The sequence below is a fragment of the Paenibacillus sp. L3-i20 genome (assembly GCF_022180385.2).
In the GTDB taxonomy this organism is placed as follows: Bacteria; Bacillota; Bacilli; order Paenibacillales; family Paenibacillaceae; genus Pristimantibacillus.
On record NZ_BQME02000001.1, the window covers coordinates 2,132,839 to 2,156,538 of the forward strand.

At 40.6% G+C, this 23,700-nt stretch carries 27 protein-coding genes and 1 pseudogene; 27 read left to right on the plus strand and 1 reads right to left on the minus strand.

The window, feature by feature from the left end; all coding sequences use genetic code 11:
• Positions 1 to 14 precede the first annotated feature (14 nt).
• The 12 genes from MFF31_RS10015 to MFF31_RS10070 all read left to right on the plus strand — a co-directional run bounded on the left by MFF31_RS10015 (position 15) and on the right by MFF31_RS10070 (position 7,031).
• Positions 15 to 566, plus strand: coding sequence for a hypothetical protein (locus MFF31_RS10015; RefSeq protein WP_238187866.1), 552 nt, complete (start codon positions 15 to 17; stop codon positions 564 to 566).
• A 66-nt stretch (positions 567 to 632) separates the two neighbouring features.
• Positions 633 to 1,175 carry a hypothetical protein gene (locus tag MFF31_RS10020; RefSeq protein ID WP_238187867.1) on the plus strand — a complete coding sequence of 181 codons (543 nt, stop codon included), beginning with the start codon at positions 633 to 635 and terminating at the stop codon, positions 1,173 to 1,175.
• 66 nt (positions 1,176 to 1,241) lie between these two features.
• On the plus strand, positions 1,242 to 1,799 hold the full coding sequence (locus MFF31_RS10025) for a hypothetical protein (protein ID WP_238187868.1): 558 nt from the start codon (positions 1,242 to 1,244) through the stop codon (positions 1,797 to 1,799).
• Positions 1,800 to 1,898: 99 nt separating this feature from the next.
• On the plus strand, positions 1,899 to 2,390 hold the full coding sequence (locus tag MFF31_RS10030; protein ID WP_238187869.1) for a hypothetical protein: 492 nt from the start codon (positions 1,899 to 1,901) through the stop codon (positions 2,388 to 2,390).
• Complete coding sequence (locus MFF31_RS10035) at positions 2,383 to 2,769, plus strand: hypothetical protein (RefSeq protein ID WP_238187870.1); 387 nt, start codon at positions 2,383 to 2,385, stop codon at positions 2,767 to 2,769. Before MFF31_RS10030 ends, MFF31_RS10035 begins: the two co-directional genes overlap by 8 nt.
• Positions 2,770 to 2,771: 2 nt before the next feature.
• On the plus strand, positions 2,772 to 3,206 hold the full coding sequence (locus MFF31_RS10040) for a hypothetical protein (protein ID WP_238187871.1): 435 nt from the start codon (positions 2,772 to 2,774) through the stop codon (positions 3,204 to 3,206).
• 12 nt (positions 3,207 to 3,218) lie between these two features.
• Positions 3,219 to 3,665 carry a hypothetical protein gene (locus MFF31_RS10045; protein WP_238187872.1) on the plus strand — a complete coding sequence of 149 codons (447 nt, stop codon included), beginning with the start codon at positions 3,219 to 3,221 and terminating at the stop codon, positions 3,663 to 3,665.
• A gap of 7 nt (positions 3,666 to 3,672) precedes the next feature.
• Positions 3,673 to 4,668 (plus strand): hypothetical protein, encoded by a 996-nt coding sequence (locus MFF31_RS10050; protein WP_238187873.1) that lies wholly within the window; start codon positions 3,673 to 3,675, stop codon positions 4,666 to 4,668.
• Positions 4,669 to 4,670: 2 nt separating this feature from the next.
• The gene (locus MFF31_RS10055) at positions 4,671 to 5,624 is read left to right on the plus strand and encodes a M23 family metallopeptidase (protein ID WP_238187874.1); all 954 of its coding nucleotides are present in this window, start codon (positions 4,671 to 4,673) and stop codon (positions 5,622 to 5,624) included.
• Between the two features lie 20 nt (positions 5,625 to 5,644).
• Complete coding sequence (locus tag MFF31_RS10060) at positions 5,645 to 6,346, plus strand: hypothetical protein (RefSeq protein WP_238187875.1); 702 nt, start codon at positions 5,645 to 5,647, stop codon at positions 6,344 to 6,346.
• Positions 6,347 to 6,394: 48 nt separating this feature from the next.
• Complete coding sequence (locus tag MFF31_RS10065; RefSeq protein ID WP_238187876.1) at positions 6,395 to 6,724, plus strand: hypothetical protein; 330 nt, start codon at positions 6,395 to 6,397, stop codon at positions 6,722 to 6,724.
• Positions 6,669 to 7,031: a hypothetical protein gene (locus tag MFF31_RS10070; RefSeq protein ID WP_238187877.1), complete on the plus strand. Its 363-nt coding sequence runs from the start codon at positions 6,669 to 6,671 to the stop codon at positions 7,029 to 7,031. Before MFF31_RS10065 ends, MFF31_RS10070 begins: the two co-directional genes overlap by 56 nt.
• A 3-nt stretch (positions 7,032 to 7,034) precedes the next feature.
• Here the strand turns inward: MFF31_RS10070 and MFF31_RS10075 are convergent, their stop codons facing one another.
• Positions 7,035 to 7,418: a hypothetical protein gene (locus tag MFF31_RS10075; protein WP_238187878.1), complete on the minus strand. Its 384-nt coding sequence runs from the start codon at positions 7,416 to 7,418 to the stop codon at positions 7,035 to 7,037.
• A 52-nt stretch (positions 7,419 to 7,470) separates the two neighbouring features.
• Here MFF31_RS10075 and MFF31_RS10080 point away from each other — a divergent pair, with 52 nt between their 5' ends.
• From MFF31_RS10080 to MFF31_RS10150, 15 genes and pseudogenes are all read left to right on the plus strand, one after another.
• The gene (locus tag MFF31_RS10080) at positions 7,471 to 7,968 is read left to right on the plus strand and encodes a hypothetical protein (protein ID WP_248565447.1); all 498 of its coding nucleotides are present in this window, start codon (positions 7,471 to 7,473) and stop codon (positions 7,966 to 7,968) included.
• A complete protein-coding gene (gene essC, locus MFF31_RS10085; protein WP_238187880.1) occupies positions 7,968 to 12,584 on the plus strand; it encodes a type VII secretion protein EssC in 4,617 nt (1,538 codons plus the stop codon). The genes MFF31_RS10080 and essC overlap by 1 nt, the downstream gene beginning before the upstream one ends.
• Positions 12,577 to 12,828 carry an EsaB/YukD family protein gene (locus tag MFF31_RS10090; RefSeq protein ID WP_238187881.1) on the plus strand — a complete coding sequence of 84 codons (252 nt, stop codon included), beginning with the start codon at positions 12,577 to 12,579 and terminating at the stop codon, positions 12,826 to 12,828. Before essC ends, MFF31_RS10090 begins: the two co-directional genes overlap by 8 nt.
• Positions 12,829 to 12,856: 28 nt before the next feature.
• Positions 12,857 to 13,159: a WXG100 family type VII secretion target gene (locus tag MFF31_RS10095; protein WP_238187882.1), complete on the plus strand. Its 303-nt coding sequence runs from the start codon at positions 12,857 to 12,859 to the stop codon at positions 13,157 to 13,159.
• A 20-nt stretch (positions 13,160 to 13,179) separates the two neighbouring features.
• A complete protein-coding gene (locus tag MFF31_RS10100; RefSeq protein WP_238187883.1) occupies positions 13,180 to 13,482 on the plus strand; it encodes a pore-forming ESAT-6 family protein in 303 nt (100 codons plus the stop codon).
• Positions 13,483 to 13,529: 47 nt separating this feature from the next.
• Positions 13,530 to 13,895, plus strand: coding sequence for a hypothetical protein (locus tag MFF31_RS10105; protein WP_248565448.1), 366 nt, complete (start codon positions 13,530 to 13,532; stop codon positions 13,893 to 13,895).
• Between the two features lie 51 nt (positions 13,896 to 13,946).
• Positions 13,947 to 15,101 carry a hypothetical protein gene (locus MFF31_RS10110; protein WP_238187885.1) on the plus strand — a complete coding sequence of 385 codons (1,155 nt, stop codon included), beginning with the start codon at positions 13,947 to 13,949 and terminating at the stop codon, positions 15,099 to 15,101.
• 15 nt (positions 15,102 to 15,116) lie between these two features.
• A complete protein-coding gene (locus tag MFF31_RS10115; protein ID WP_238187886.1) occupies positions 15,117 to 16,295 on the plus strand; it encodes a hypothetical protein in 1,179 nt (392 codons plus the stop codon).
• A gap of 26 nt (positions 16,296 to 16,321) precedes the next feature.
• Complete coding sequence (locus MFF31_RS10120; RefSeq protein WP_238187887.1) at positions 16,322 to 16,771, plus strand: DUF5085 family protein; 450 nt, start codon at positions 16,322 to 16,324, stop codon at positions 16,769 to 16,771.
• Between the two features lies 1 nt (position 16,772).
• Positions 16,773 to 17,297 (plus strand): DUF5085 family protein, encoded by a 525-nt coding sequence (locus tag MFF31_RS10125; protein ID WP_238187888.1) that lies wholly within the window; start codon positions 16,773 to 16,775, stop codon positions 17,295 to 17,297.
• A 69-nt stretch (positions 17,298 to 17,366) separates the two neighbouring features.
• Positions 17,367 to 18,074: pseudogene (locus MFF31_RS10130) on the plus strand (serine/threonine protein kinase); the annotation flags it as partial.
• Between the two features lie 198 nt (positions 18,075 to 18,272).
• Positions 18,273 to 19,022 (plus strand): vWA domain-containing protein, encoded by a 750-nt coding sequence (locus MFF31_RS10135; protein WP_238188556.1) that lies wholly within the window; start codon positions 18,273 to 18,275, stop codon positions 19,020 to 19,022.
• Between the two features lie 2 nt (positions 19,023 to 19,024).
• Positions 19,025 to 19,831: a protein phosphatase 2C domain-containing protein gene (locus MFF31_RS10140; RefSeq protein ID WP_248565449.1), complete on the plus strand. Its 807-nt coding sequence runs from the start codon at positions 19,025 to 19,027 to the stop codon at positions 19,829 to 19,831.
• A 47-nt stretch (positions 19,832 to 19,878) separates the two neighbouring features.
• Positions 19,879 to 21,744 carry a serine/threonine-protein kinase gene (locus MFF31_RS10145; RefSeq protein WP_238187890.1) on the plus strand — a complete coding sequence of 622 codons (1,866 nt, stop codon included), beginning with the start codon at positions 19,879 to 19,881 and terminating at the stop codon, positions 21,742 to 21,744.
• A gap of 2 nt (positions 21,745 to 21,746) precedes the next feature.
• The gene (locus MFF31_RS10150) at positions 21,747 to 23,663 is read left to right on the plus strand and encodes a hypothetical protein (protein WP_238187891.1); all 1,917 of its coding nucleotides are present in this window, start codon (positions 21,747 to 21,749) and stop codon (positions 23,661 to 23,663) included.
• Positions 23,664 to 23,700: the final 37 nt, after the last annotated feature.

Sequence of the window (23,700 nt, forward strand, 5' to 3'; positions counted from 1 at the left end):
GGAGTGAGTGAACAATGGAAGGCGAATTGGGATCAGGCGCACGAATAGCCATCGCACTAATTGTAATCGGGGTAATTATTTCTATCATATTCGTTATTTTGGGCTTTACGAGAGGTACAACAAATCAAGGGATTACAACGGTAGCCAATTCCATGGATTCTATGTCCTTAGCGCAGTTTGATGATTATGATCAAAAAATATTGTCGGGTACCCAAGTCGTATCTGCAATTAAATTGTTTGAAGGTCGTCCAGTTGCTCAAGTAGTTAGAACTACTTCACAAATGGATCCTAAAACTACTGGTGGTGCTGCAAAGTCCGGTCATAATTACGGTGCGCTGCTTGATGGACAGGTGTCAAATATAATTACAATGCCTGATCTTACAGGATCTCATTATGTAAAGGGACTCGAAACTAAGGAGGGAATTAAATACAACATGAAATATCTTCCGACTACAGTATCGGGAACGAACGCTTTTGTTCGCCCAACAGCTAAGTTTCTAGCAGAATTAATTAAAGATACTACAGGAACAATTGTCGGCGTTTGTTTTACACAACAAGCAACATAGAAAATTGTTATAAGCAGCATTAATACAAAGTGAAGTCTATCCGTATTTCAAGGGAGTGAGTGAACAATGGAAGGCGAATTGGGATCAGGCGCACGAATAGCCATCGCACTAATTGTAATCGGGGTAATTATTTCTATCATATTCGTTATTTTGGGTTTTACGAGAGGTACAACAAATCAAGGGATTACAACGGTAGCCAATTCCATGGATTCTATGTCCTTAGCGCAGTTTGATGATTACGATCAAAAAATGTTGTCAGGTACCCAAGTCGTATCCGCAATTAAATTATTCGAAGGTCGTCCAGTTGCTCAAGTAGTTAGAACTACTACACAATTGAATGCTAAAGATTATTCCGGCCATAATTACGGTGCACAGCTTGTGGGTGTTGATGCAAAAGGCATAGTTACAATGCCGGATAAACTTACAGGATCGCATTATCAAGTGGGACTTAACTCTGCGGCCGGCATTAAATATAACATGAAATATCTCCCAACTACAGTATCGGGCACAGAAACTTTTGTTCGTCCGACAGCTAAGTTTCTTGCAGAATTAATTAAAGATAGTACAGGAACAATTGTAGGCGTTTGTTTTACGCAACAAGCATCATAGGAATTTGTCATTAGCAGCACTAATACGAAGTGAAATCTATCCGTATTTCAAGGGAGTGAGTGAACAATGGAAGGTGAGTTGGGATCAGGCGCACGAATAGCCATCGCACTAATTGTAATCGGGGTGATTATTTCTATTATATTCGTTATTTTGGGCTTTACGAGAGGAACAACAAATCAAGGGATTACAACGGTAGCCAATTCCATGGATTCTATGTCCTTAGCGCAGTTTGATGATTATGATCAGAAAATATTGTCTGGCACTCAAGTCGTATCCGCAATTAAATTGTTTGAAGGTCGTCCAGTTGCACAAGTAGTTAGAACTACTGCGCAATTGAAAACCGCACATACTGGCCATAATTATGGTGCACTGCTTATAGGTGCCACTCCAGATAATGTAATAGTTACAATGCCGGCGAAACTTACCGGTTCTCATTATGAATTGGGACTTGATATTACTACGACGAAACCGGAAGGTAAAATTAAATACAACATGAAATATCTCCCAACTACAGTATCGGGCACAGATGCTTTTGTTCGTCCAACAGCTAAGTTTCTAGCAGAATTAATTAAAGATACTACAGGAACAATTGTAGGTGTTTGTTTTACGCAACAAGCATCATAGGAATTTGTCATTATCAGCATGAATACGAAGTGAGATCTATGCATATTAAGCGCATAGGTCTCACCCCTTGAATTAGCGGATGTATAAGGAGGTTTCATCATGAATGAATGGCCAGCGGCAATATGGGCGAGTGTCAGTGCTATGATAGCGGCGTTAGTATTGTCTCTAATTTTTTTACTAGGGTCATTCGCTAGAGAAGCCGTTCAGATACAGCAGCATGACGACAATGCGATTGCGATAGTGAAGGAATATCGAGAATACAGTCATTATGATGGAACGACAAATTTATTAGCTATCGATGTGATGAGCGCAATCACTGAATCCAGCGGTTTTCCTGTAATTGCAGTAGATGTACAACCTGGAACCTATAATGTGCAGTTTAGAGAGTGGACGACAGACACGAAAAAATACTATAAGGATTATTTCAAAACAAAACATTTATACGAATTTTTCGATGATCTGGTTGTGAAGAAGGAAGGGGAAGAGGAAGAAGAACAGGGAATATATAAGTTTAGGTATGATGCGAGTTTGGTTCGAGATGCTAATGGTGTAGTAAGCCGGATCGAGTTCAGGAGGCAGGATAATGGATAATGAGCTAAGCAATGGTATACATATTGCCGTTAACTTGATGGTTATATCTGTCGTTATCGGAATTATTTTGTTGTTTACTGCGTTAGGTCAAAATTTCTCAAGAGGATCAGTGGATAGTGTAGCTGCCATACAGGCTGGTGCTTATTCATCCGATTTAATAGAATCTGCCGCTCATGGTCCTATGCCAGCTGCTGCTGTTTTTGTTCTTTTGGAGAGAAATGCATCTGTTATTGATAGAATTAGCGGTTCTGCCTATAGTCAGTGGTGGATTCAGAAACCCGATGATTTACTTCCATTACTAGATAAGAAAGTGACAATGACTGTCACAGAAAAAGAAGATAACAAAGGGATCTATGATGTTGTAATCGGGGAGGAATAACGTTGCAAGAGAGCGATGACGCCTTTGATGTTCTTATACTGATTATGGTAGTTGCAGTGTTTACACCTATTATGATTTATTGTTCTATTCCTCTATTCAAAGGGGAAGTTGGTGGGTTTAACGTTCAAATTGAAAAAACAGCACTAGAGACAGAGCGAGAGATCGTTCCTGTCGTAAACAAGATAACAACAAACGACGTTCTACTAATGCTGGTCGTCGCCGATAGATTCACTCCACAACCCAAACATATAAATATGAATGTTCAGGGTAAGTTGCTTGATATACCGCTAGATGAATCTTTTTTGATCGATAAGGTTAATAAGATTCAACTTGCGAAAGCAGCAATGCCCAATAATATAGAAGTTGAGATCGGGCTGCATGCAGGTCCAACAGGGACTAGATTTTGGAATGTGAGTGAGCCAAAGCCAAAGCCTTAGGAGGGGATAGTAATGGCAGATATTATTAACAAAATCCTGGGCGTGCTTATTGCATTCGCCATACTAGTTGGAGGCCCTCTGGTCATTACCTCTATGAATAAAGATCTCACCATGAACCGTAGTGTATTGAACGAAATGACGAACTTTATTGACAGGGTGACAGACAATGGCAGATTGTCATCACAAGAATTATCTGCATTCTACACAAGTATTTCCTCTCATGGCGTTGCAATGGATGCTACGGTATATCGTTATATGAAGGTTGTCGTTCCAGATGGAGCGGGGACGAGAACGACGTACATGTTGGTTGATGACAATACGATATGGAATCAGGGAGACATTATTAAAGTTAGAGTACAGGCCGTAGATTACTCGGGTGCGCAAAGGATTCAGAACAGGCTGTTAAGACTTACTCCTCCCAAGTTCGACCAAACATTAGCCGGTATGGTTAGGAAGTAGGTGTGATATGGGTAAGGCCTTTGGCATTATCAATCTCATTTCAGTATTGTTCTTTTCGGCACTTCTAATCGGGTATATGAATTATATTAGCAAGGAAAGAGATGAGATAGAGCGTCTGAAACTATCTTACGCAATAGATTACGCGTCAGATGCAGCAGCCATTAACATGCTGAAGACGGCTGATTTGGATATGGATTATACGAAGGAAAAATATTTTCAGGTAGATCCGACATTGGCTTTAGATACTTTTTTAGATGTCTTTTGTTTAAATTATGATCTCTTCCCGACTTTAAGCAATAAAGCTTATGTACAAGAGTATATACCTGTAGCTGCAGTGACGGGGTATGACGGTTACTATATCGCATCTCAACAAGTTATACGAACATCCAGTGGCGATTATCCAGAGGGGAAAGCCAAGGATTTAGAATGGGGTTTGGTATTTGAAATGAAGCGCCCCTACAGTTATGAACATAATGGAGTCAATTATGCTTTAAATATGGGATTTAGAAATACGGTTGCTTTAAAGGATTATCAAATGGTTAGGTTAGAGGGCTTGCCTCTTACGGATAATGGTCGAATGTCGACCAGGGATGCCAAAGACTTGATTAACACCACAGTCTCTAATGAAATGGCCCATCGCATTAACCTGATAAATGATGCTAATCCAAATTGGAGGCACAACTTTTTCATTCCAAATCAGATCGCCACTTTTAACAGTGTCAATCCGATTGAAGGACCAAGCTTCCTCGTATTGGTACAGAATTTAAAGATGAATACGACTAGAGCGATTAGCGGGTTCAGCGTATCTGGAACATCGGTAGAGATGAGGCGAATGGTGGTTGGATATGTCCGAGATGGGGTTAATTATTACACCTTTGCAGATCGTGTTCCAGCTGGTGTTACGGTGGACGAACTATTCTATACGATAAACGAGGCCGCAAGCAATAAGTATTATCCTGATCTTGAAACACTTAAAAGCAAGCCGAAGCCGAAGGGGGGATAAACGTGTACAGAAAACTAAGTCTCATCCTGCTCCTTACGCTGCTGCTGCCTTCAGCGCTGGCCTCTGCGGAAGATGCGTCTGTGTTGCTTCAGAAATACAATATTTCTTCCATTGATCCAGTAGAAGAAGGAAAGAAGCTAGAACTATTAGAGGAAGAATACAGCACGCTTTCTTATCAAGTGAATACCAATACGATGCTTGAGGCAGCCATGGAATTGCGCTCGGAACAGAAGAAAATGGCGCTAATTCGAATAGATTCTGAAATTTACGAGCTATCAAATGAATTAAGCAAGCTTGAGACGCTGATGAATGAAAGCCAACAACGTGATGTACCCTATTTATTGGAGCTGGATACCCTTTATAGGACGGCTATCGGGGAGATGGAGTCGAAACAACAGGAAAGAACAGCTTGGACAGAGCAAAAAAAGGAAGTAACTGTGCTAAATCATGAAGAGGCAAAGCAGGATCGCACTAAGCTTCAAACATTAAGTCCAAAGCTGGAAAAGCAAAAAAAGAAATATGAATCAGCGTTAGGTTGCCCTGTCTTAGGGGATGTGAACGCCTTTTATTCACCTTTGGAAATTTCCGTCCAATTGACTTCTCCTTATGGGGAAAGATTGGACCCTGTTACGAGGGATGTTATTACTTTCCATCATGGAATGGACATGCGTGCACCAGAAGGAACGCAGGTATTGGCTGCCTTTAACGGTGTGGTGGAAGAAGCGGCAAGCGGCGAGGAGTTAGGCAACTACGTCATTGTGAATCATGGCTGTGGAATAAAAACGTTATATGGTCATTTAGAAAGTTATCAGGTGTCCGCCGGAGATAAAGTGGAGCAATATGATAGCATCGCAAGATCGGGAAATACAGGTTCCCGTACGACGGGACCACATTTGCACTTTGGTGTTTATATTAACGGAAAGTCTGTTAACCCCGGCGTCTTTGTACCTCATTAATAGAAAGGAGTGATTGGATTATGTTAGTTGTATCCAAAGAACGTTATTTGCCGGTTACTGTAAATACACTGGTTCTTAGCGCAAATGAAACATACTTTTATATTCATCGTGATGTGTATGACCAAGCAGTTATATTGTCGGATCGATACGAAAGCTTGCACGAACTAGCCGAATTAGTAGGCGGTACTGGCAGGAACGACGACACAGTCCAATGGTTCTATGAGCAAGCTCCTAAGCCCATACATATACTTGCTCCTTTTCTTTCTTTAATAGATGGAGAAATTGAACAGGATTTGGAAATATGCTGCGGCGTCTTGCATGTAATTACATCTCTTATCCATGCAAGACATTTTGTCCAAAAACCGCAAGAGGTAAGGAAAAGTGTGTCGTTTTCCCTCACGATCAAAGAGGAGTACGAAATGGCATGGGACCGATTTTTCGCAACTGCGTTGCCATATGAGCAACGCAATATGCTGTATGGAGCACCAGTGACTGTTAGAATGTCAAGTTCTCCGATAATGGAGCCTGTTGTGGGAAATTTCAAAGAAAACGTTCAAGAGCTGTCTAATATAAATCACGTTCAAGCTTCCGTACCAATAGATTCAACCACTCTACTAGAAGGATTTTCTCAAATTAGAGAAGAGGCTGCTCAGGAGTCTGAATCATCACTTTTTGCCTCAACTGCAGCAGAGAGAAAAGCGACCAAAAATTTGCTTGGCTAACGTTTCATATGTTTATCAAATTTCTCTAAGAGCAGGAGCGATGTAAAGATGAGCGTAGAACTGGAGTTGCCAGTTGAAAAAAAGGCAGACGAGGTACAGGAACTAATAGCAGCAATCGTTCATGAATTGACTTCGCTGCATGCTTTGGCAGCACGAATGAAAACCGTTTATGCAGGAGCTGCCGAGAGGAACGATTTGACTTTTATAAAAATTATTGAAGAAAAATATGAGGATATGCTAGTTATTCTTCAGCAATTGACTTCAAGAGTTGTAGAAGAGCAAAATAGCATCGCATTGCAACTAGTAGAAGGAGGTAATGAAAGTGGGAGGGAAGAACCATCTTTTGGATCCGACTTTGCTAAGCGAGCTATATCATGAAAGTCGGCTATTTAATGAGCAAGCCGACACTCGGATTAAGGCAATTCATAAGGAGCTCAGCAATCTAAATGATTTATTGATTCACACAGGATCGCTAGATTATGAGTCAGGTACCCTTACGAGAGAGATTGTATTGGAGTTAATAGATGAGGCAACTGTGCTCAAGGAAGAGTTGGAGTCCACGCAATCTTTCGTAGAAGCGAGATTGGCAGACGCCGTGTTAATGGAAAAGGCGATACAAAGCAAACAATCTAGTACAGGAATACAGCTTGAGGGTTTTCGAACGGCAATCTACTTAAAGAAATAAAAACTATGCTTGAAGATAGCTGTACAGGAAAAGTGCGAGAAGCGTGCACGCCAACAACACGACTGCGATTCCAATCCAAGTTGCAAAATATGCTCTAGAAGCGCTCTTCTCACGATATTCGTAGTCAGAGAGTATATCGGTAGAGGCGATCGTAATATCCGGTTTGAAATTTCCGCAAACCATAGACAGTAAAGTAAACTCGTCTTCTTGCGAAATTTCGCTAATTTGGATATGAGGCGGGTGGATCAGTTGAATGGATTGTCTCACGTTATCTTTAACAATACCTAACCCATTATCACATTCGTAGTAAGTGAATGAACCGGCAGCGATATGCTCCGATCCGAATTTCGCTGAAAAACGATAGGGCGTAACTTCAATCGTTTTCAAAGCATACAGCTCCTTTAATGATGTTATCGAAGAGTGACTAACTTACAAAGCGGTGGATGAAGTGTTGCTAGTTGTATTTGTTCTCGTTTTTGTTGCTGTTTTATATGGAATCTACTTCTTGATTCAGCAAGAGCGAAAGTCCGAATTGCCTCAGCGAGACTATCCCTTCGATTATGAAGCTCTAATGAAATTTGTTGAAAAAGCGGACGATGCATACATTTTAACACATGCAACGTTGGACATCATGTATTTCAGCAAATTTGCTTCGGGGAAAGCCTGTAATGAACTGATTGAGTTTCTGTACCGCAATCCTCCCAAAATGTTTGGTTCAAGAAAACATAGAAGGCGAAGTTGGGATGTGTTAGCGCATGGAGAACGTTATGTTGTGCTGAAGAAGAGCATCTCTCACCGACAAGTGAAGGTGAAACGCGGTATGAGGATTAAGCTCGGCGACGATATGATTGAATATTGGGAAATAGCTGTTACTTCAAGCGGTTTCGAAGTCCAAGCTGTTAATTCAGATAGCGAACTAGAAAAAGAGGTGTATTAATGCAGCTTTCGTTGTTGAAAGAAAATGTCTTGTATACCTGTGTTCTGCCTGAGAGGCAGAAAGGTCAATATTGGGTGACGCAAATTAATGATGACGGGTACGAGGAAAGAGTAATTGGCGTAGAAGGTGTTGAAGGAAAGTGGATTCTAAAATCTAATAAGCACGCCACCTTGGTCGATCAGAATCATTTGCGCATAAAAGAATTAGTACTAGAGCCGCAAGCATTCTATGGTCTCACACTCAATCGAACCAATGAGAGGGCCTGGCTTTATTCCGAACCAGTAACTGACGATCGGAAGAAATTTACCAAACTGCAGCTCCCAGCGGAAGGCAGGCTAGTCATCGGCCGCGCCGCTATGTGCGATATGTGCTACTCCAACTTGTATACGTCATCCAAGCATGCCGAGCTAGTCATTTCCGCAAATGAGCTTTCCATACAGGATTTGGGCAGCTCAAACGGTACCTTTGTTAATGGTTCTAGGGTCAATCACAAGATACTCATGCCTGGCGATGTTATTTACATTATGGGTTTGAAAATAATTGTAGGGAAAGGCTTTATTTCGGTCAACAATCCAGATGGCCAATTAACTTATAATCGCTCGATGCTGTTTCCATTTTCCAAGCAATCGATCATTCGATCTGAAGACGATGAGGCTTGGGATGATGAGGTCTCAATAGATTATTTCTATCGCTCGCCGCGGTTTAAGAGAGAGGCTGAAAGAACGGAATTCAAGATCGATTCCCCTCCAGCACTCGGCAATCAGGAACCAACGCCACTTTTGCTCATGCTAGGTCCTTCACTAACGATGGGGATGTCAGCTTTATTTATGGGTTTTTTCACAGTGCAAAACACATTGAAAAATACGGGTAATATTACTCAAGCGATGCCTTCAGTTGTAATGTCTATAAGTATGTTATTAGGTGCTATTCTTTGGCCGATATTGACACGGCGACATGAAGCCAAAAAACGAGAAGAGAGAGAAAAACTTCGTCAAGAAAAGTACAAACATTATTTAGAAGAGATGAACGAAAAAATAATAGCGGAATGTGAGCATCAAAGTGAAATTCTTCGAGAGAACCACACTGCATTAGACCATACATTAAACCGGATAAGACATCGTCAGCGTAATCTTTGGGAAAGAACGTTTGGGCAAGATGACTTTTTGAAAATGAGGTTAGGAATCGGTACATTGCCGCTAAATGCAGATATTAAAGTACAAGAGAAGAGCTTTTCTCTAGAGGATGACAATTTAATAGATGGTTTGTATGAATTAACAGACGAACCAAAAACGTTAGAGAATGTTCCCGTTACATTATCCCTTGTTGAAGATCGCATCTCTGGTATTATCGGTAGCCGGAATAGTGTTATTGATATGACTAAAGGACTTATTCTGCAATTGGCTTCTTTACATAGTTATGATGAACTCAAGTTTGTGTTTATTTATGATCGTAAGGAACAACATATTTGGGATTTCGCCAAATGGTTGCCGCATGTTTGGAATAGTGAGCCAGGAATTCGATTTATTGCTACACAGCCGAATGAAGTAAAAGAAATGTCCGTTTTTTTGGAGAAGGAATTTGCAAGACGTGAAAGTGCCACTTCTAAGTCTAACGAATTGGATGAAATGAGCCCTTATTATGTCATATTTGCAATGAACAAAGAATTGGCTACTAGAACGGAGCTGCTTGGTTCTATCTACAAGCACAAAAATAATCTAGGCGTAAGTGTTGTTCATTTATATGACGAGCTAATGAACTTGCCGAAGGAATGTTCCATTGTAGTTGAATCCGATCGCAATTTATCCAAAATTTTTGATAGAGATGATATTTCGGGGCAATATGTAGGATTCCAGCCGGATTTCTATTTGAAGCAGGATGAAAGGGAATTAGCTGTTAATTTAGCTAATCTCAAATTGCATTCATCGGATGCGAATTTCGCATTGCCTACTATGATGACTTTTCTCGATATGTTCAGAGTTGGCAAAATCGAACATCTTAATGCTCTTACGCGCTGGAAAGAAAATGATCCGACAACTTCACTTGAAGCAGCAATTGGGGTAGATCCATCAGGTGAATTGTTTAAGCTGGATCTGCATGAGAAATATCATGGTCCTCACGGACTTATTGCAGGGATGACGGGTTCTGGTAAAAGTGAATTTATTATGACGTACATTCTTTCACTAGCGGTTAACTATCATCCACATGAAGTCGCATTTATTCTTATTGATTATAAAGGCGGCGGGATGGCCAATGCATTTACGCAACTGCCTCACTTGGCAGGAACGATTACGAACTTAGATGGAGCGGCAGTTAAACGTTCACTTATCTCCATACAAAGTGAATTGAAGCGTAGACAGGCTATCTTTAGTGAAACTAGCAAAAAGGTAAATACGAGTAATATTGATATTTATAAATATCAAAAGCTATACCGTGAGGGCTTAGTAAATGAGCCTTTACAACATCTATTTATGATATCGGATGAATTCGCAGAGCTCAAAACACAACAGCCTGAATTTATGGAACAGCTTATAAGTGCGGCCAGGATTGGTCGAAGCTTAGGTGTCCATTTGATTCTAGCAACTCAGAAACCAGCTGGTGTCGTAGACGACCAGATCTGGAGTAACAGTAAGTTCAGAATCTGTCTTAAAGTTCAGGAAAAGGCTGACAGTATGGATATGATTAAACGGCCTGATGCAGCTGAGTTGTCTATTACCGGACGTTATTATGTGCAAGTTGGCTTTAATGAGTTGTTTGAATTAGGACAATCCGCTTGGGCGGGGGCACCTTATTATCCAGCAGATCGTGTTGAGAAGCATAAAGACGAAAGCATCGTCATTATCGATAATCTAGGACGACCGTTGAAACAAGTCAAAAGCGACAAGCGCAAATCGGTATCAGCTAATCCACCGAAACAAATCGATGAAATCAACAAATATTTGGCTGACATTGCTAAGGAAGAGGGAATTACTGTTAAGCCATTATGGCTTGACCCAATACCTGAATTCATTTTTGTTGATGATTTAAAAAGTAAATATGACATGCCGAAGGCTAAACCATATTGGATTAATCCGACAATTGGAGAAGTAGATGATCCGGCAAGTCAGCGACAATTTGGAATGACTCTTCCGTTAAGCCAAGAAGGAAATGTGATTGTGTATGGTTCAGCTGGTAATGGAAAAACAACGTTCCTGACATCTTTAATTTATTCCATTATGACCGACCACACGCCTGAGGAAGTTCAGATGTACATTTTAGATTTTGGTTCTGAAACGTTGAAGGCATTTTCGAAAGCCCCTCATGTTGGAGATGTTTTGCTTGCTCATGATGTTGAGAAAATAAACAATTTATTTAAGATGCTATACAAAGAAATTGAGAGTAGAAAAAAACTGTTTTCTGATTATGGTGGCGATTACCATTCTTATATTAGGGCTACGAAGTCTGGAATCGAGTCAATTATCGTTATGATACACAACTACGCAGCTTTTGCGGAGACATATGAAGAGAAAGAAGATGCCATATCCTATTTAACCCGTGAGGGTGTGAAGTATGGAATCTACTTTATCTTTACTGCTTTGAATTCAAATGCGGTTAGATTCCGTATTCTTCCAAACTTTAAACAGTTGTTAGTGCTACAGTTCAACGACTCAGGAGACTATTCGTCTGTACTAGGCAATGTTGAAGGTATACATCCTTCAAAATTAAAAGGCAGAGGAATTATGAAAACTGATCGTGTCTATGAATTCCAGATTGCTCACGTCTTTAAGGAAGTGGAGCAGACGTTGGATCGGGTACGTGAATATTGCAGCCAATACGCTCAGAAGTGGAGTGGAACAAGTGCAAAAAGAATTCCGATATTACCGGATAAAATTGACGTTCCTTATTTGGATCAGGAAACGAAGTCAACAGAACCAAATGTCTTGCCTATAGGGGTAGAGAAGAACAGCTTGCAGCTTGCAAACTTTTCTTTTAATCGATATATCAGTCTTGTATTGTCACAAAACAATGAGGAAAGTAGCTTTATTCAAGGGATATCGGAGATTATTGCAAGTTATTCCGAATCCAAGCTTATTGTTATTGATGCTGATGGTCTCTTCGAGCCAGATGAGCAGAAGCAATATGAGTACATGCAAGATGAGAAACAATTGGATCATATGGTCTTGGAGTTATTCAACATCTTGGTAAGCCGCAACAATAGCTACAAAGATGCTAAGGATGCAGATTTGCCAACACCGGAATTCCAGAAGATAACTTGTATCATTCACTCCTTATCTAGCTTAATGTCCAAAGTATCTGATGATTCCAAGGACAAGCTTAAAATATTGCTTGAGAAGGGCAGCTTAGCCTATAATGTCAATTTTATTATTAGCGATGCTGTATCTGCTATATCTGCGTTTACTTACGAGGAATGGTTTAAGGCGCATGTTTCGACCAATGATGGTATCTGGATTGGTAATAACTTCTCTGATCAATATCAGTTGAAGGTAAACAAAATGTCCAGCGAGTTCTATCAGGAAATTGGTGATCAGTTCGGTTACTCCATTGTAAAAGGAAAAGCGACGCTGGTTAAGCTCGTTTCTTCCATTACAGCCGAGTTGGAGGTGGATATGGTTGGATAAATATTTAATCGAGGTTTACATCCCAGTATTAAACCGAAGCTATGATGTTTACATCCCGGCACTAGTAAAGCTGTATGAAGTCGAAGCTTTATTGGTTGCTGCTATCACGGAACTATCTGATGGCTATTTTACCGCGAGACAGGATACGGTGTTATGCGACACGTTAAGCGGAATGCTGCTGGATATTAACAAGTCAGCTATGGAGTTAGGTTTGCAAAATGGCTCCAGGCTGATGTTAATATAAATTAACTATTTTGAGAGGAGTAATAAACATGTCAAAGAGAATTTTAGTAGATCCAGAGAAGTTGATTACAGCATCTGGTAATATCGCAACTATTGTTGGGGAGTACATCGGTTATTACGGTCAACTGTATAAAGAGGTTGACGCAATGGCTGCTGGCTGGAAAGGTAAGGACAATTTAGAATTTACAGCTCGTATTAAAGATTTTCAGAAAGATTTTAAAGCAATGGAACAAGTATTGAAAGCTTATTCAGATTACTTGAAAGTTAGTGGAGATAATTACAATAAAACTCAAGAAGGTTTGACAAATATGGTCAAAACTCTAGTTAAATAATTTAAGAGGAGGAATTAAAAATGTCAATTGCAGGTATTGATATTACATTACAAAGAGTTTCAGATGCGGCGACGAGTATCAATAATACGAATAAAAGTCTAAATGATTCACTTAAGGAAGTAAAAAAAGAGATGGATTCTCTTAATCAATCATGGCAGAGTGAAGCGGCAACTACGATCAGTGGGAAGTTTAAAGCGCTGGAACCTGCTTTTGAAAACCACTTTCAAGTTATAGCGGCATATACAGCTTTCTTGAATAAGACGGTTGAACTATATACGGAAGTAGAAACAAAAAACAACAGCAACGCAGGCATGTTTAAATAAACTGAAAATCATGGCAAATCGGGGTCGATTGTACCCCGATTTGTTGTATGAATTTTGATAAAAAGGGCTGGTGCATAAGTATGGGAATTAATGTGTCGATGGCAAACTCCCAAGCAAGCAGCATAAGTGGATACGCTTCTGACTTGCGTGGAATTAAAACCGGACTAATGCAATATAAGACGAGTCTTAATCAAGCTTGGAAATCTAATGAAATGCAATACTTAAATAAGGCTCTGGACGCGATTATTACTGATATTACATCCTTGTCTTCTGAGTTAGAGTCACTTAGCGGCGATATCAGATCGGTGGCTACCGAAATTAGAGGTGAAGAGATTAAACAAGAAGAAGCTGAGAGACGAGCCGCAGCTATTCCTGTAGTATCCAAACCAAGGTCATCGGGGTTTCGCTGGTAATAATTAATGTGAATAATTGAATTTTTTACAGGAACGGAGGGGTTATGTTCTATGTCAGTAATCGCTTTTAATGGACCAATCGTACAAAGCTTAAGTTTAGGATTAAAACAAAATATTATTAAAATTGATAATAATCAACGTCAACTTTCATCGACAAAAAATAATGTGGATTACCGTATTTCATCAAGAAGAAATATTGGATCGCGTTTAAATAATGCTGCAATAAAGATAGATTCTATTGAGTCAAAGCTTAAAGCCATGGATACTTTTATCAATGCGTCGATAGGAAAGTACAGTGACAGTGAAACTACCGCGGCTAAAAAGGCAGAGGAAATCAAGAGTTTCCAAGATGTAGCAATAGTGAAGGCTATTAAAAGTGTGGTGGACAATTTAACTAGTTTTGGAAACAAAATGGATCCAAACAAATTATTATATGCAGGTAAAGGGTTGCGGTTTGAAGCAATAAATAAAAATGGTAATGTTTATTTGAAAATAGTGGGAGGAAAAATTCTCACTAAGGCAGATTACCTGAAGTATAGAGACTTGATGAAAGAACATCTTGGAGATTCCCAAATATGGAGGAAGAAATTTTTACAGAGGCTTGTTAATGACGGAGTTCCTTTATATAGAAATAGCGGGCCGAGCAAGGGGTATATTGCAAATAATCAAGCTAAGTTGACAGGAACCAAATTCAATGCGCTGGATGATTATTTAAGTACATTAGATCAAACTAAACGAAGTAAGATGCTAAGTACATTTAAGCAAGAAATAAAACTTAATACTGATTATAAAGGATGGAAAGACGCTACAAAACTTACTAAAGTGACTAAAGGACTCGGCATAGCGGGGACGGCAATTACAGCTGGGATGAATATTTTTGATCCAAAACTCAATGCCGTACAAAAAGTTACTCACACTGCTGTTGATGTTATAAGCGGCACAGCGGCAATGGCTACAGGCGCTGCAATCGGATCATTAATAGTACCTCCATTAGGAACTATAGTAGGAGCAGGAGTTGGACTTGCGGTAAATTTTGCAATGAATTATAAAATACCATTATTCGGAAATAAAAGTATAGTGGACCTTACTAAAGAAGGAGTAGATTATGTAGCAGATGCTATAGTTGATAAAGCGAAGGATGTCTATGATGCAGTTAGTGATGGGTTTAACAATATTGGTAATAAGCTCTCAAAAATATTCTGGTAAATGGCGGGAATCAAAGTGATTAAAATAAATGATAAAACTCGCATTCAAAACTATCAATCTAGAATGGGCGAATTTTGTGAGCGAGACTACTTAACGACAGTCCCACTCGGTGTGCTTATTTTGAATATTATTATGGTAGGGCTTAGTTCAGCTAATATATTGCATGTTTACGACGTTGCTACAACTTTAACGAGAATATTGTTCTATATAATAACCACTGTATTTATTGTTCAAGCTGCGTTTGCATTATTATATTTCAATCATAGCTTTAGAGTTAAGTTCAAAAAAATGCAAGCGACTTTTGTTAGTATATCTATGTTTATTTTTTCCAACATATTATATTATGTCACTATTTCCATTTGGGTTGTAAAAGATTATCCGGAGTTCATTTTGCAAACTGTTCTATACATCTTTTTGGGTGGGATTTTCTCTTTTATTTATTACGTTGTAAGAGCGTTTAGAAGCATAAACAAAAAAAGTATAAACAGAATGTATAACTTCCCTAGAAATGTACTCCATTTAATTGTTCCTGTTGTTTATGTTGTTACGGGATATTATCTTGCATATGTAAATAATCAATCGAGCTTTGATATTCATACGGAAGCTGTTAAAACGGTAGGCATCATTCTAACACTTGCTTGTTTCATTCAATATTTGTTGTCCATTGTATTCGCAGAATTTGTATTGTACACATATCTCATATTTAAATATCCAGAGATTATGATTGAAGCTGACAAGGCAGATGAGAAAAAAACGATTAATGTAAAGAAGCTAGCAAATACACTGCCTAATTTTTTGGTTACTATTGTAATCAAAACGATCCAGTATAGTTTACTCGCATTTGTTGCGATTGGGTTCCCGTTTGGTATTCTTCCTCAGGCGATTATTATTGGTACGATTCTTATGGTAGTATTCGTATATTTTTTATTAAAGTGGATTTGTCTTTATAAGATTGGTGGCGCAGGAAAGTATTACATCAACGCTATGCTAGTTATAATGACTGCGGCTGTTATACCAGCATATATAGAAAAAATAGCTAATCAATCTATGGAGGCGTTAAATCTTGAATGGGTGCTAGCAGTGGGGGCTATTTTATCTATATTTTTATGGGCAAATGTCAATATTATTGCACTGCTTAAGAGAAAAGGAAAACGAGAAGATATCGAAAAAAATCCAGATGAAAATGAACAATAACAAGGATTTGAGAAGGGGAAGAAAACATGCATATTAGAAGATGTCCGATTATGTTCAACAATGTCATTAGCGCCAAAGTAACATCGCCGACTGATCAATGGCATGAAGGAGTTAAAGGAATTCGTAATGCCATTATACGAAATGGGTTGTATGGAACAGGTCCTGTCATGTATCAAATAGGCAACGTGGATGAACAGACGAACGAAGCCGAATATACCTTTTTCATTCCCGTCAGCGAGCCGATTGAAATGAAGGAGAACGATGAATACAGCTTTGAGGAAAAGTGGTTGGTACAGGATGCGCTAGTGTACAGGCATGCCGATCTGGATGAGGATATTGAAGATTCATACGCGCTTCTTAGAGCTTGCGCAGAAGCAAACGAGCTAACGTTGCAGGAGCCATTCTATAATATTTATTTGGATGTATTCGGTGGTGGACTTATTGATATTTGTGCCCCGATCCTAAAGGAGGGCTAGCATGGTACTTCTAGGTGATTCAATCCGTTATACGAATGTAATTTCGAAGCGATATCGCTATCATTACAGCGAAATGAACGATGTGATGGAAAGTTTCATCAATGACATTGTAAAAGTGAAAGCGACGGTCAAAGGTCCAATGTTTTATTCCATTAACAATGTACCGATGGACGAGATGGTGAATGCAGAGTTTTTTATGCCCGTTCATGAGAACCGAGTCGACGTAGAAGAAGATATGAATTTTCATAGTTACTATAATATCGAAGATATGATTACCTTCTGCATCTACGATAAGTTTGAAGTGTCTACGGAACTTGCTTATAGTGCACTGCTTCAATATGTGGATCAAAACAATTTTAACCAGGTTACACCTATTTTTCATATTTTATCAGGCGACACCTCCTTGCAGTATGTATACATTAAGATGGGAATCGCACCCGAGGAACCAGAAGATCCAGAAGATCCAGAAGAACCAGAAGAACCAGAAGAACCAGAAGAACCAAAAGAACTAGTGTGGCGAGATTAGAAAAGCGATCGGTATTAACATAACAATTATGCAAAGGAACGGTGATAGCAATTGTTGCAGCAGGGAGAAATGCTTGGCAGCCGTTATAGGGTAGAGTCTCTATTAGCCAAGGGAGGGATGGGCTGTGTCTATCTAGTTAAGGATGCTAAGTTGAACGATAAGGTCTGGGTTGTCAAAGAGATGACGCAGATCGACAATAATGAAGGCTTCCTCGAAGAAGCCCGTATGCTAACAAGTCTTTCCCATCCGAGCATTCCGAAAATTACCGATTATTACGAACCGGACGAATCGGGCAATTGCTATCTGGTCATGGAATACATCCAAGGGGTAACGTTGCAGAAGCATTTTGAAGATGCCAATTGTCAGTTGCCCCTGCAAGATATTATTTCCTATGCCTCCCAGCTATGTGAAGTGCTTAGCTATTTGCATCATCAAGAGCACCCTATTGTATTCCGAGATTTGAAACCTTCTAACTTGATGTTGGATGAATTCGGGCGTTTGAAGTTGATCGATTTCGGCATTGCACGCAAATATGATGAAGCCAAGTTGTCTGATACGGTACAGATGGGGACAATTGCTTTTGCTGCGCCTGAGCAGTTCGAAAATAGGCAAACCGATCCGCGAACGGATATTTATGCGGTTGGTGCTATTCTCTATTATTTGGCGAGCGGTGGTCATTATTATTTTAGAAATACGATGCCTCTTTCGCAGGTATTGGCACAGTTTCCTCAAGATTTTATACAAATGCTCAAAAAGCTGCTCGAAACCGATGCGAGTCAGCGTTATCAGAACATTAACGAGGTTACTGCTGTGCTGCAACAGCTGCAAGGAAGCACATTTGCCGCTCCAGAATCCGAAATATTGAAAACGCTAATGATCAAATCTACGGCGGTTCCAGCATCACTTGCAAATTATCAGCTTCATACTGTTTCTTATATGCAGCAACAGCCCAAGATGGAAGCCTCCTCACGGAAGATGCATACGATGCAGGCAACGCAAAGCCATCCGGCACTCATTATTTATTTGCTGGATGTAAGCGGCTCTATGACACTGATGAACGGTGAACGCAAACGACTTGATATTGTAACGGATTCTCTATACGTGGCATTAAAGCAAATGGTATTTCGATCAACGAAAGGCAGCCGTATTTCTTCCCGTTATCGTATTGCTGTATATGCTTACAGCGATGATGTTGAGGATGTGTTCGGCGGTGTCAAAAGTATTGATGAGCTTATGCATACCGGGATGCTTCCAACATTGAAGACTCAGCGTTTCACGGATACTGCCAAAGCGTTCCAACATGCAGAGCAACTGCTTAAGTCGGAACTGCCTCGTATACAGGATGGACCTGCGCCATTGATCTGTCATATGACTGATGGGATATATACGGGGGAAGATCCAGAACCAATTGTGCGTAGAATTATGGACATGTCGGTGAAAGACGGCAATGTTCTGGTCGAAAATATTTTTATCTCGGAAGATGTGCTACAACAAGAGGTTGATCAGCCAAAAAGGTGGCAAGGGGTACAGGATCATACTGATTTCCGAGATGAATATGGTCAAAAACTGAAGCGGATGTCTTCCGTTATACCTGAAAGTTATCGGCAAATGATGCGTGAGGCTAATTACAATCTTGCAGACGGCGCTTATCTTATGTTCCCTGGAACTAATCCTGAACTGGTGTCACTTGGCTTCCAAATGTCAGCTGCCACCCCAATCCATTAGTAATGGCGATCAAAATTAGTCTTCCCCAATATTGCGAGACGGAAATTGTCAGCGTGGAACGTCCGAAATGGAGTTATCATTATGGTTACTCTCGATCGACAGAAGCAAGAGAGTCCGAAGATATAGGACAAGATTTTTTGACATTTTTTGAGGAGAAAGATTATGTGTCATTTGCTATATGCGATGGAATAAGCATGTCCTATTACGGAGATTTTGCATCCAGCTTCCTCGGCGAAAGCTTATTGCAATGGCTGCTCACAATAGATGAAGCAGAGGTTGAAACGGAAGCGCTCTCTGCACATTTGCATACCTATTTGTTGGATAAGGCGAAGGAAGCAGACGAGCGATTAAAGGATCATCAAATTCCGACATACATAAAGGGAATGCTGCGCGATGTATTGCTATCGAAGAAGAAGCTGGGAAGCGGATCAATCTACGGTTGCGGAAGAATAGATTGGCCGTGCGAAGCTTATCCAGAGGGACGCATCGTACTGGCATGGCAAGGGGATATTCGCATCAGATTATGGTCAGAAGGGCATGAAAGAAAAGGGCTATTCGGTAATAGGTTCCACACTCGAGAGCAATGGAACAGTGTATCGGGTCCTGTAGGGGGTTCTCCTCACACCTATGTGGGTGATCTGTTGGGCTTGGGAAGCGAGGGGGGCTTATTGTTGTATTCCGATGGTTTGCAGGCTTTGGATAGTATGGAGCAAGTATTGCCTGAGGAGATGTCCTCTACTATTAGAAGTGAGTCATTGAATCTGTCTAGCGATGATATGTCGATCTTTCAGGTGCAGTGGCATTTATAGAAGTATAAGTCATATTCTATTTATTCAATTACAAGGAGAGTCGGTTCATGGCATTTCAGACAGAAGTTCATTCCAAGCTGGTTATTAATGGTGAGACATACGCCATCGGAGAGCATCCCTTTGCACCTGGGGTCCCATATGGACAAGAAGGAAGACAAGGCACGGTTTACTTGCTTCAATCGGAGGACAATCGTCAGAAGAAGGCGATCAAGGTATTTCGATCTAAGCTTATTAATCCGTCTACTGTCCATCTCTCTTCACAGATTAATAAGTTCTCCACAATGGATGGAATGGCTGCTTGTGAGCGGAATACGATAACGCCGCATAATAACCCGGAATTGTTAGCCAAAGAGCCAGACTTGCTATATGCCGTTGTCATGCCATGGATAGATGGTCCTACTTGGATGGATATGGTTTTAAACAAGCAACAGCTCACCCGCAGACAAAGTTATACGGCAGCTTACGCGTTGGCGGAAATTTTAGTCACAATGGAACAACGCGGGCTGGCGCATTGTGATCTGTCCGGTCCCAACATAATTATGCCGATGTTCGCCGAAGGAAGAAATCAAGTTAAGTCCTCCAATTTCGTACAACTGATAGATTTGGAGCAAATGTTTTCTAATCAATTTGAGAGACCTGAATATTTACCGACTGGTTCTCCCGGATATGCTCCCAAATATGTAAATGCGCAAATGTGGAACGCACAATCGGATCGTTTCGCTGGATCGATTCTCATTATGGAAATGCTTGCTGCAAGTACTAGTGTCTTTATCCAACAGGCTTGGGGAGAGAGCTATTTTGACCCGAATGAGCTTCAGACGCATTGCGAACGATATGATCGTTTAATTCAAGTGATTCGACCGATATGGGGAGTTGGCATCGCGAATCTTATGCAGCAGGCTTGGGAGAGCGATGAGCTAGTTCAATGTCCTACCTTTGGCGAGTGGTTGCTGGAGCTGTCCAAAGTCGATCAATCTGCCCTGCGGGAAGACGCAACGGTATCAATGCCGCGCCGAGAGGAGCCGAAAGCGACTCCAGCAGCCCGCCGTGAAGAACCAGCTTCTGCTCCCGTTACTTCTGCACGCCAAGAGACTGCCGCTGCTGCCGCACCAAAGCCAAAGCCTCAAGAATCTGCCAGACCGAGCCAAGCTGATTCGATGAATCAAGCCCGCTATAACCAGCTTATGAAAAAGGCGAAGGAATACGAGAGCAAAGGAAATCTAGCAAAAGCGATAGAAACTTATCGAACTGTGCAGACGCTTAATCCCCATTCCAGCGTTGCCAAGGAAATCGAAATTGCAATTGAATTTCTGCAGAAACAAATGAACGAGAAGAACAAGCAGAAGAGCAAGGTATCATTCGGCAAGTTGTCCAAAAAAATAATTAAGCCTGTAGCGATAGTAGTCATACTCGCAGGTTTCGGCTATGGCGGTTACGCAGGATATAACTACTTTAAAGGGTTGGCGGAAGCGGGGCCTGTTCCTACCAAACAAGAGAAGAAAGTCATTAATGAAGAAATAAAAATGTTGAAGGAAGAAATCGCTGCTAAGGATAAGGAGATCAAAGGGCTAACGAAGGAAGTAGCTGAGCTTCGCAAACCGATGCAACAGCGCAGCGACGAGCTTATACAAAAGCTTGTAAGCCAGTATCAAGAAGTTCAGAAGCTGTCACAGGTAGATCCGATTGAAGATAAGGAACTGCATGAAAAAATGTTTAAAGCTACGGAAGTTTATATGAATCATGTTAACGAGTACTATAAAAATGCCTATAACCTGGATAGTATGCTTTTGGAGGAAATGAACATTGTCGAAAGTTACTACTTCCCTTTTATCTATAACAACAATCGAAATGCACAGTTGAACTATAAATTTTATACGGACTACAAAGACAACTTTTTGCCAGGAGGGCCTTAATTATGATTTATGGCGCATCACTAGGACCGTTCGTCAAAAAGGCGATTACGGACAAAGGATTTCAAACAAACAGCCAGAAATTAATCGACTTGCTTCCGCTTGATTCGAGCGTATCCAAGATGGATGCTGTCGTGCTTGGCCCTAAAGATGTGAGCGGATGGAAAGGTAAAGCATTAAAAGCTGCAGTTAAGGCTAAACATTCATCCGTCGGAGTTATTTATTTTTATCAGAAGGATTCAGAAATAGATCTCATAGAGGGCGATATATTAAAGATCAAAGTGGAGAAGCTGACACTGGAGCAAGTGTCGGAAGCTGTTCAAACCGTTATTGATGGAAAAGTGATCAGCGAGGACCAGCAGATGTTCGAATCGGCTGACATGAGGGGCTATCTCTATAACGAGAACGAATCTGAAAAAGAAGTCGATACAGAGCCTCTAGAGACGCCACAACCATTCGCCGTACAGCAGATTGCCCAGTTGGAGGTGTCTGCCGGACTTGAGGAACGCGTCGTGGAGATTGGCAAATTCACGGGATTTGACTATTTGAAGAAACAGCTGAGCAAAGAACATATTCAGCATGATTTGAGCCGTCAGAATATGGAATACGCTGAAGTTGTCAACATGTTGGATGAACTGGATTCGCAAATAGCTAAAGTGTTTAAAGATTCATCTATTCCACCTGATATGCGCTTCGAGAAGCTAAAGCACATAGGGGTGAACCGCGCTGCTTACAAAGGGCTTGAGAGCAGTCTCGTTGCGGACAAGCTGACTTCCGTTATGGAGTCTGTCTTATTGTCGGCTGAAGAAACTGTGGATGCTCGTATTAATCAAATGAGGGAAGCTCTTGATACGATAACATCAGCAAGGCTCCTTTATGAAGATCACGGCAAGTTGGAGGAGCTCATTAATGCCAGATTGTCCGTCCAAATGGATTTAATGGAGCTTTCAAAAGAAATTATCGAAATGTATCAGGCAATGGACTTAAGTGTGAACGAGTTGATTGATCACGTTCAAGATAAAGGGCCTTCCAACTATGCGTACATTAACGAAATTATGGACCCGATTAAGCCATTGTTCATTCCGCAAAATATGGCAGCCATTACGAGCAGACTATTAAACGATTTGCATCGAAATAAATTAACATTTTCTATTATAGAAGAAAAGATAAAAAGCGTTATCAATCTTGTTTTCAAGCTTTGCGAAGAAGATGCGACGATCATTGCCTATCAGCAAAAGCTCATCAAGCTACTTCAATCTCAAAGAGTAGAAGATGTTGTTATAGTTGATCACGTTATAAAAAACTCGCTTCGACTATTTATTGGACCTGCAGATACAGGCAGAACGGCTACCGCTTTAACTTGGTCGGGAATCGTATCCCGCAGGCAAAATACGCTGCTTCTTGATTTGACTGGTCAGACGAAGCTTGCGCAATATGGTGTGGAGCCTATGGAATTGGATGAATTTTTGGAAACCCGAGTGGAGCGACAGTTCCTATGCGTTGCCGGAAATTCGGACAATATGGTAGATCGAGTGGAAGCTATCGTGTCGGAATTAAAGAAGCGACTTAATTATTACGCTCACATCCATGTATTGCTAGATGCTTCACAAACGGCATTGATGAGTCATCTTGCTTCTTCGGCATTGTCCATTCATTTTATTACCGATTGTACACCTCGTGGAGCAGAGTTGTTAAAGCCAGTCGTCGAGGCATTCCAAGAGCCTAATATTGCCCAGAAGGTTATACTAATTGATCCACCGGTTGACCCAATTCGATTAGTCAATGATATTGGCATCGATCCGCTATTGGCTAAAGTTATTGTTTTGCCGCATCTTAAGCATGTTCGTGCTTGCTCACTTAATCGAATGAAGCCATATGAAAGTAAGGAAGTTGAGGAAGTGTTCGAAGAAGCATTCCGGTAACAAGTGTATAGGCTGATTGAAATCATTGCTGTATGTT

What these genes read in the sequence shown, in the direction of transcription:
- MFF31_RS10015 (WP_238187866.1), top strand. Translation starts at nt 15, where the DNA reads ATGGAAGGCGAATTGGGATCAGGCGCACGAATAGCCATCGCACTAATT.
- MFF31_RS10020 (WP_238187867.1), top strand. Translation starts at nt 633, where the DNA reads ATGGAAGGCGAATTGGGATCAGGCGCACGAATAGCCATCGCACTAATT.
- MFF31_RS10025 (WP_238187868.1), top strand. Translation starts at nt 1,242, where the DNA reads ATGGAAGGTGAGTTGGGATCAGGCGCACGAATAGCCATCGCACTAATT.
- MFF31_RS10030 (WP_238187869.1), top strand. Translation starts at nt 1,899, where the DNA reads ATGAATGAATGGCCAGCGGCAATATGGGCGAGTGTCAGTGCTATGATA.
- MFF31_RS10035 (WP_238187870.1), top strand. Translation starts at nt 2,383, where the DNA reads ATGGATAATGAGCTAAGCAATGGTATACATATTGCCGTTAACTTGATG.
- MFF31_RS10045 (WP_238187872.1), top strand. Translation starts at nt 3,219, where the DNA reads ATGGCAGATATTATTAACAAAATCCTGGGCGTGCTTATTGCATTCGCC.
- MFF31_RS10050 (WP_238187873.1), top strand. Translation starts at nt 3,673, where the DNA reads ATGGGTAAGGCCTTTGGCATTATCAATCTCATTTCAGTATTGTTCTTT.
- MFF31_RS10060 (WP_238187875.1), top strand. Translation starts at nt 5,645, where the DNA reads ATGTTAGTTGTATCCAAAGAACGTTATTTGCCGGTTACTGTAAATACA.
- MFF31_RS10065 (WP_238187876.1), top strand. Translation starts at nt 6,395, where the DNA reads ATGAGCGTAGAACTGGAGTTGCCAGTTGAAAAAAAGGCAGACGAGGTA.
- essC (WP_238187880.1), top strand. Translation starts at nt 7,968, where the DNA reads ATGCAGCTTTCGTTGTTGAAAGAAAATGTCTTGTATACCTGTGTTCTG.
- MFF31_RS10095 (WP_238187882.1), top strand. Translation starts at nt 12,857, where the DNA reads ATGTCAAAGAGAATTTTAGTAGATCCAGAGAAGTTGATTACAGCATCT.
- MFF31_RS10100 (WP_238187883.1), top strand. Translation starts at nt 13,180, where the DNA reads ATGTCAATTGCAGGTATTGATATTACATTACAAAGAGTTTCAGATGCG.
- MFF31_RS10105 (WP_248565448.1), top strand. Translation starts at nt 13,530, where the DNA reads ATGAATTTTGATAAAAAGGGCTGGTGCATAAGTATGGGAATTAATGTG.
- MFF31_RS10110 (WP_238187885.1), top strand. Translation starts at nt 13,947, where the DNA reads ATGTCAGTAATCGCTTTTAATGGACCAATCGTACAAAGCTTAAGTTTA.
- MFF31_RS10120 (WP_238187887.1), top strand. Translation starts at nt 16,322, where the DNA reads ATGCATATTAGAAGATGTCCGATTATGTTCAACAATGTCATTAGCGCC.
- MFF31_RS10125 (WP_238187888.1), top strand. Translation starts at nt 16,773, where the DNA reads ATGGTACTTCTAGGTGATTCAATCCGTTATACGAATGTAATTTCGAAG.
- MFF31_RS10135 (WP_238188556.1), top strand. Translation starts at nt 18,273, where the DNA reads ATGCATACGATGCAGGCAACGCAAAGCCATCCGGCACTCATTATTTAT.
- MFF31_RS10140 (WP_248565449.1), top strand. Translation starts at nt 19,025, where the DNA reads ATGGCGATCAAAATTAGTCTTCCCCAATATTGCGAGACGGAAATTGTC.
- MFF31_RS10145 (WP_238187890.1), top strand. Translation starts at nt 19,879, where the DNA reads ATGGCATTTCAGACAGAAGTTCATTCCAAGCTGGTTATTAATGGTGAG.
- MFF31_RS10150 (WP_238187891.1), top strand. Translation starts at nt 21,747, where the DNA reads ATGATTTATGGCGCATCACTAGGACCGTTCGTCAAAAAGGCGATTACG.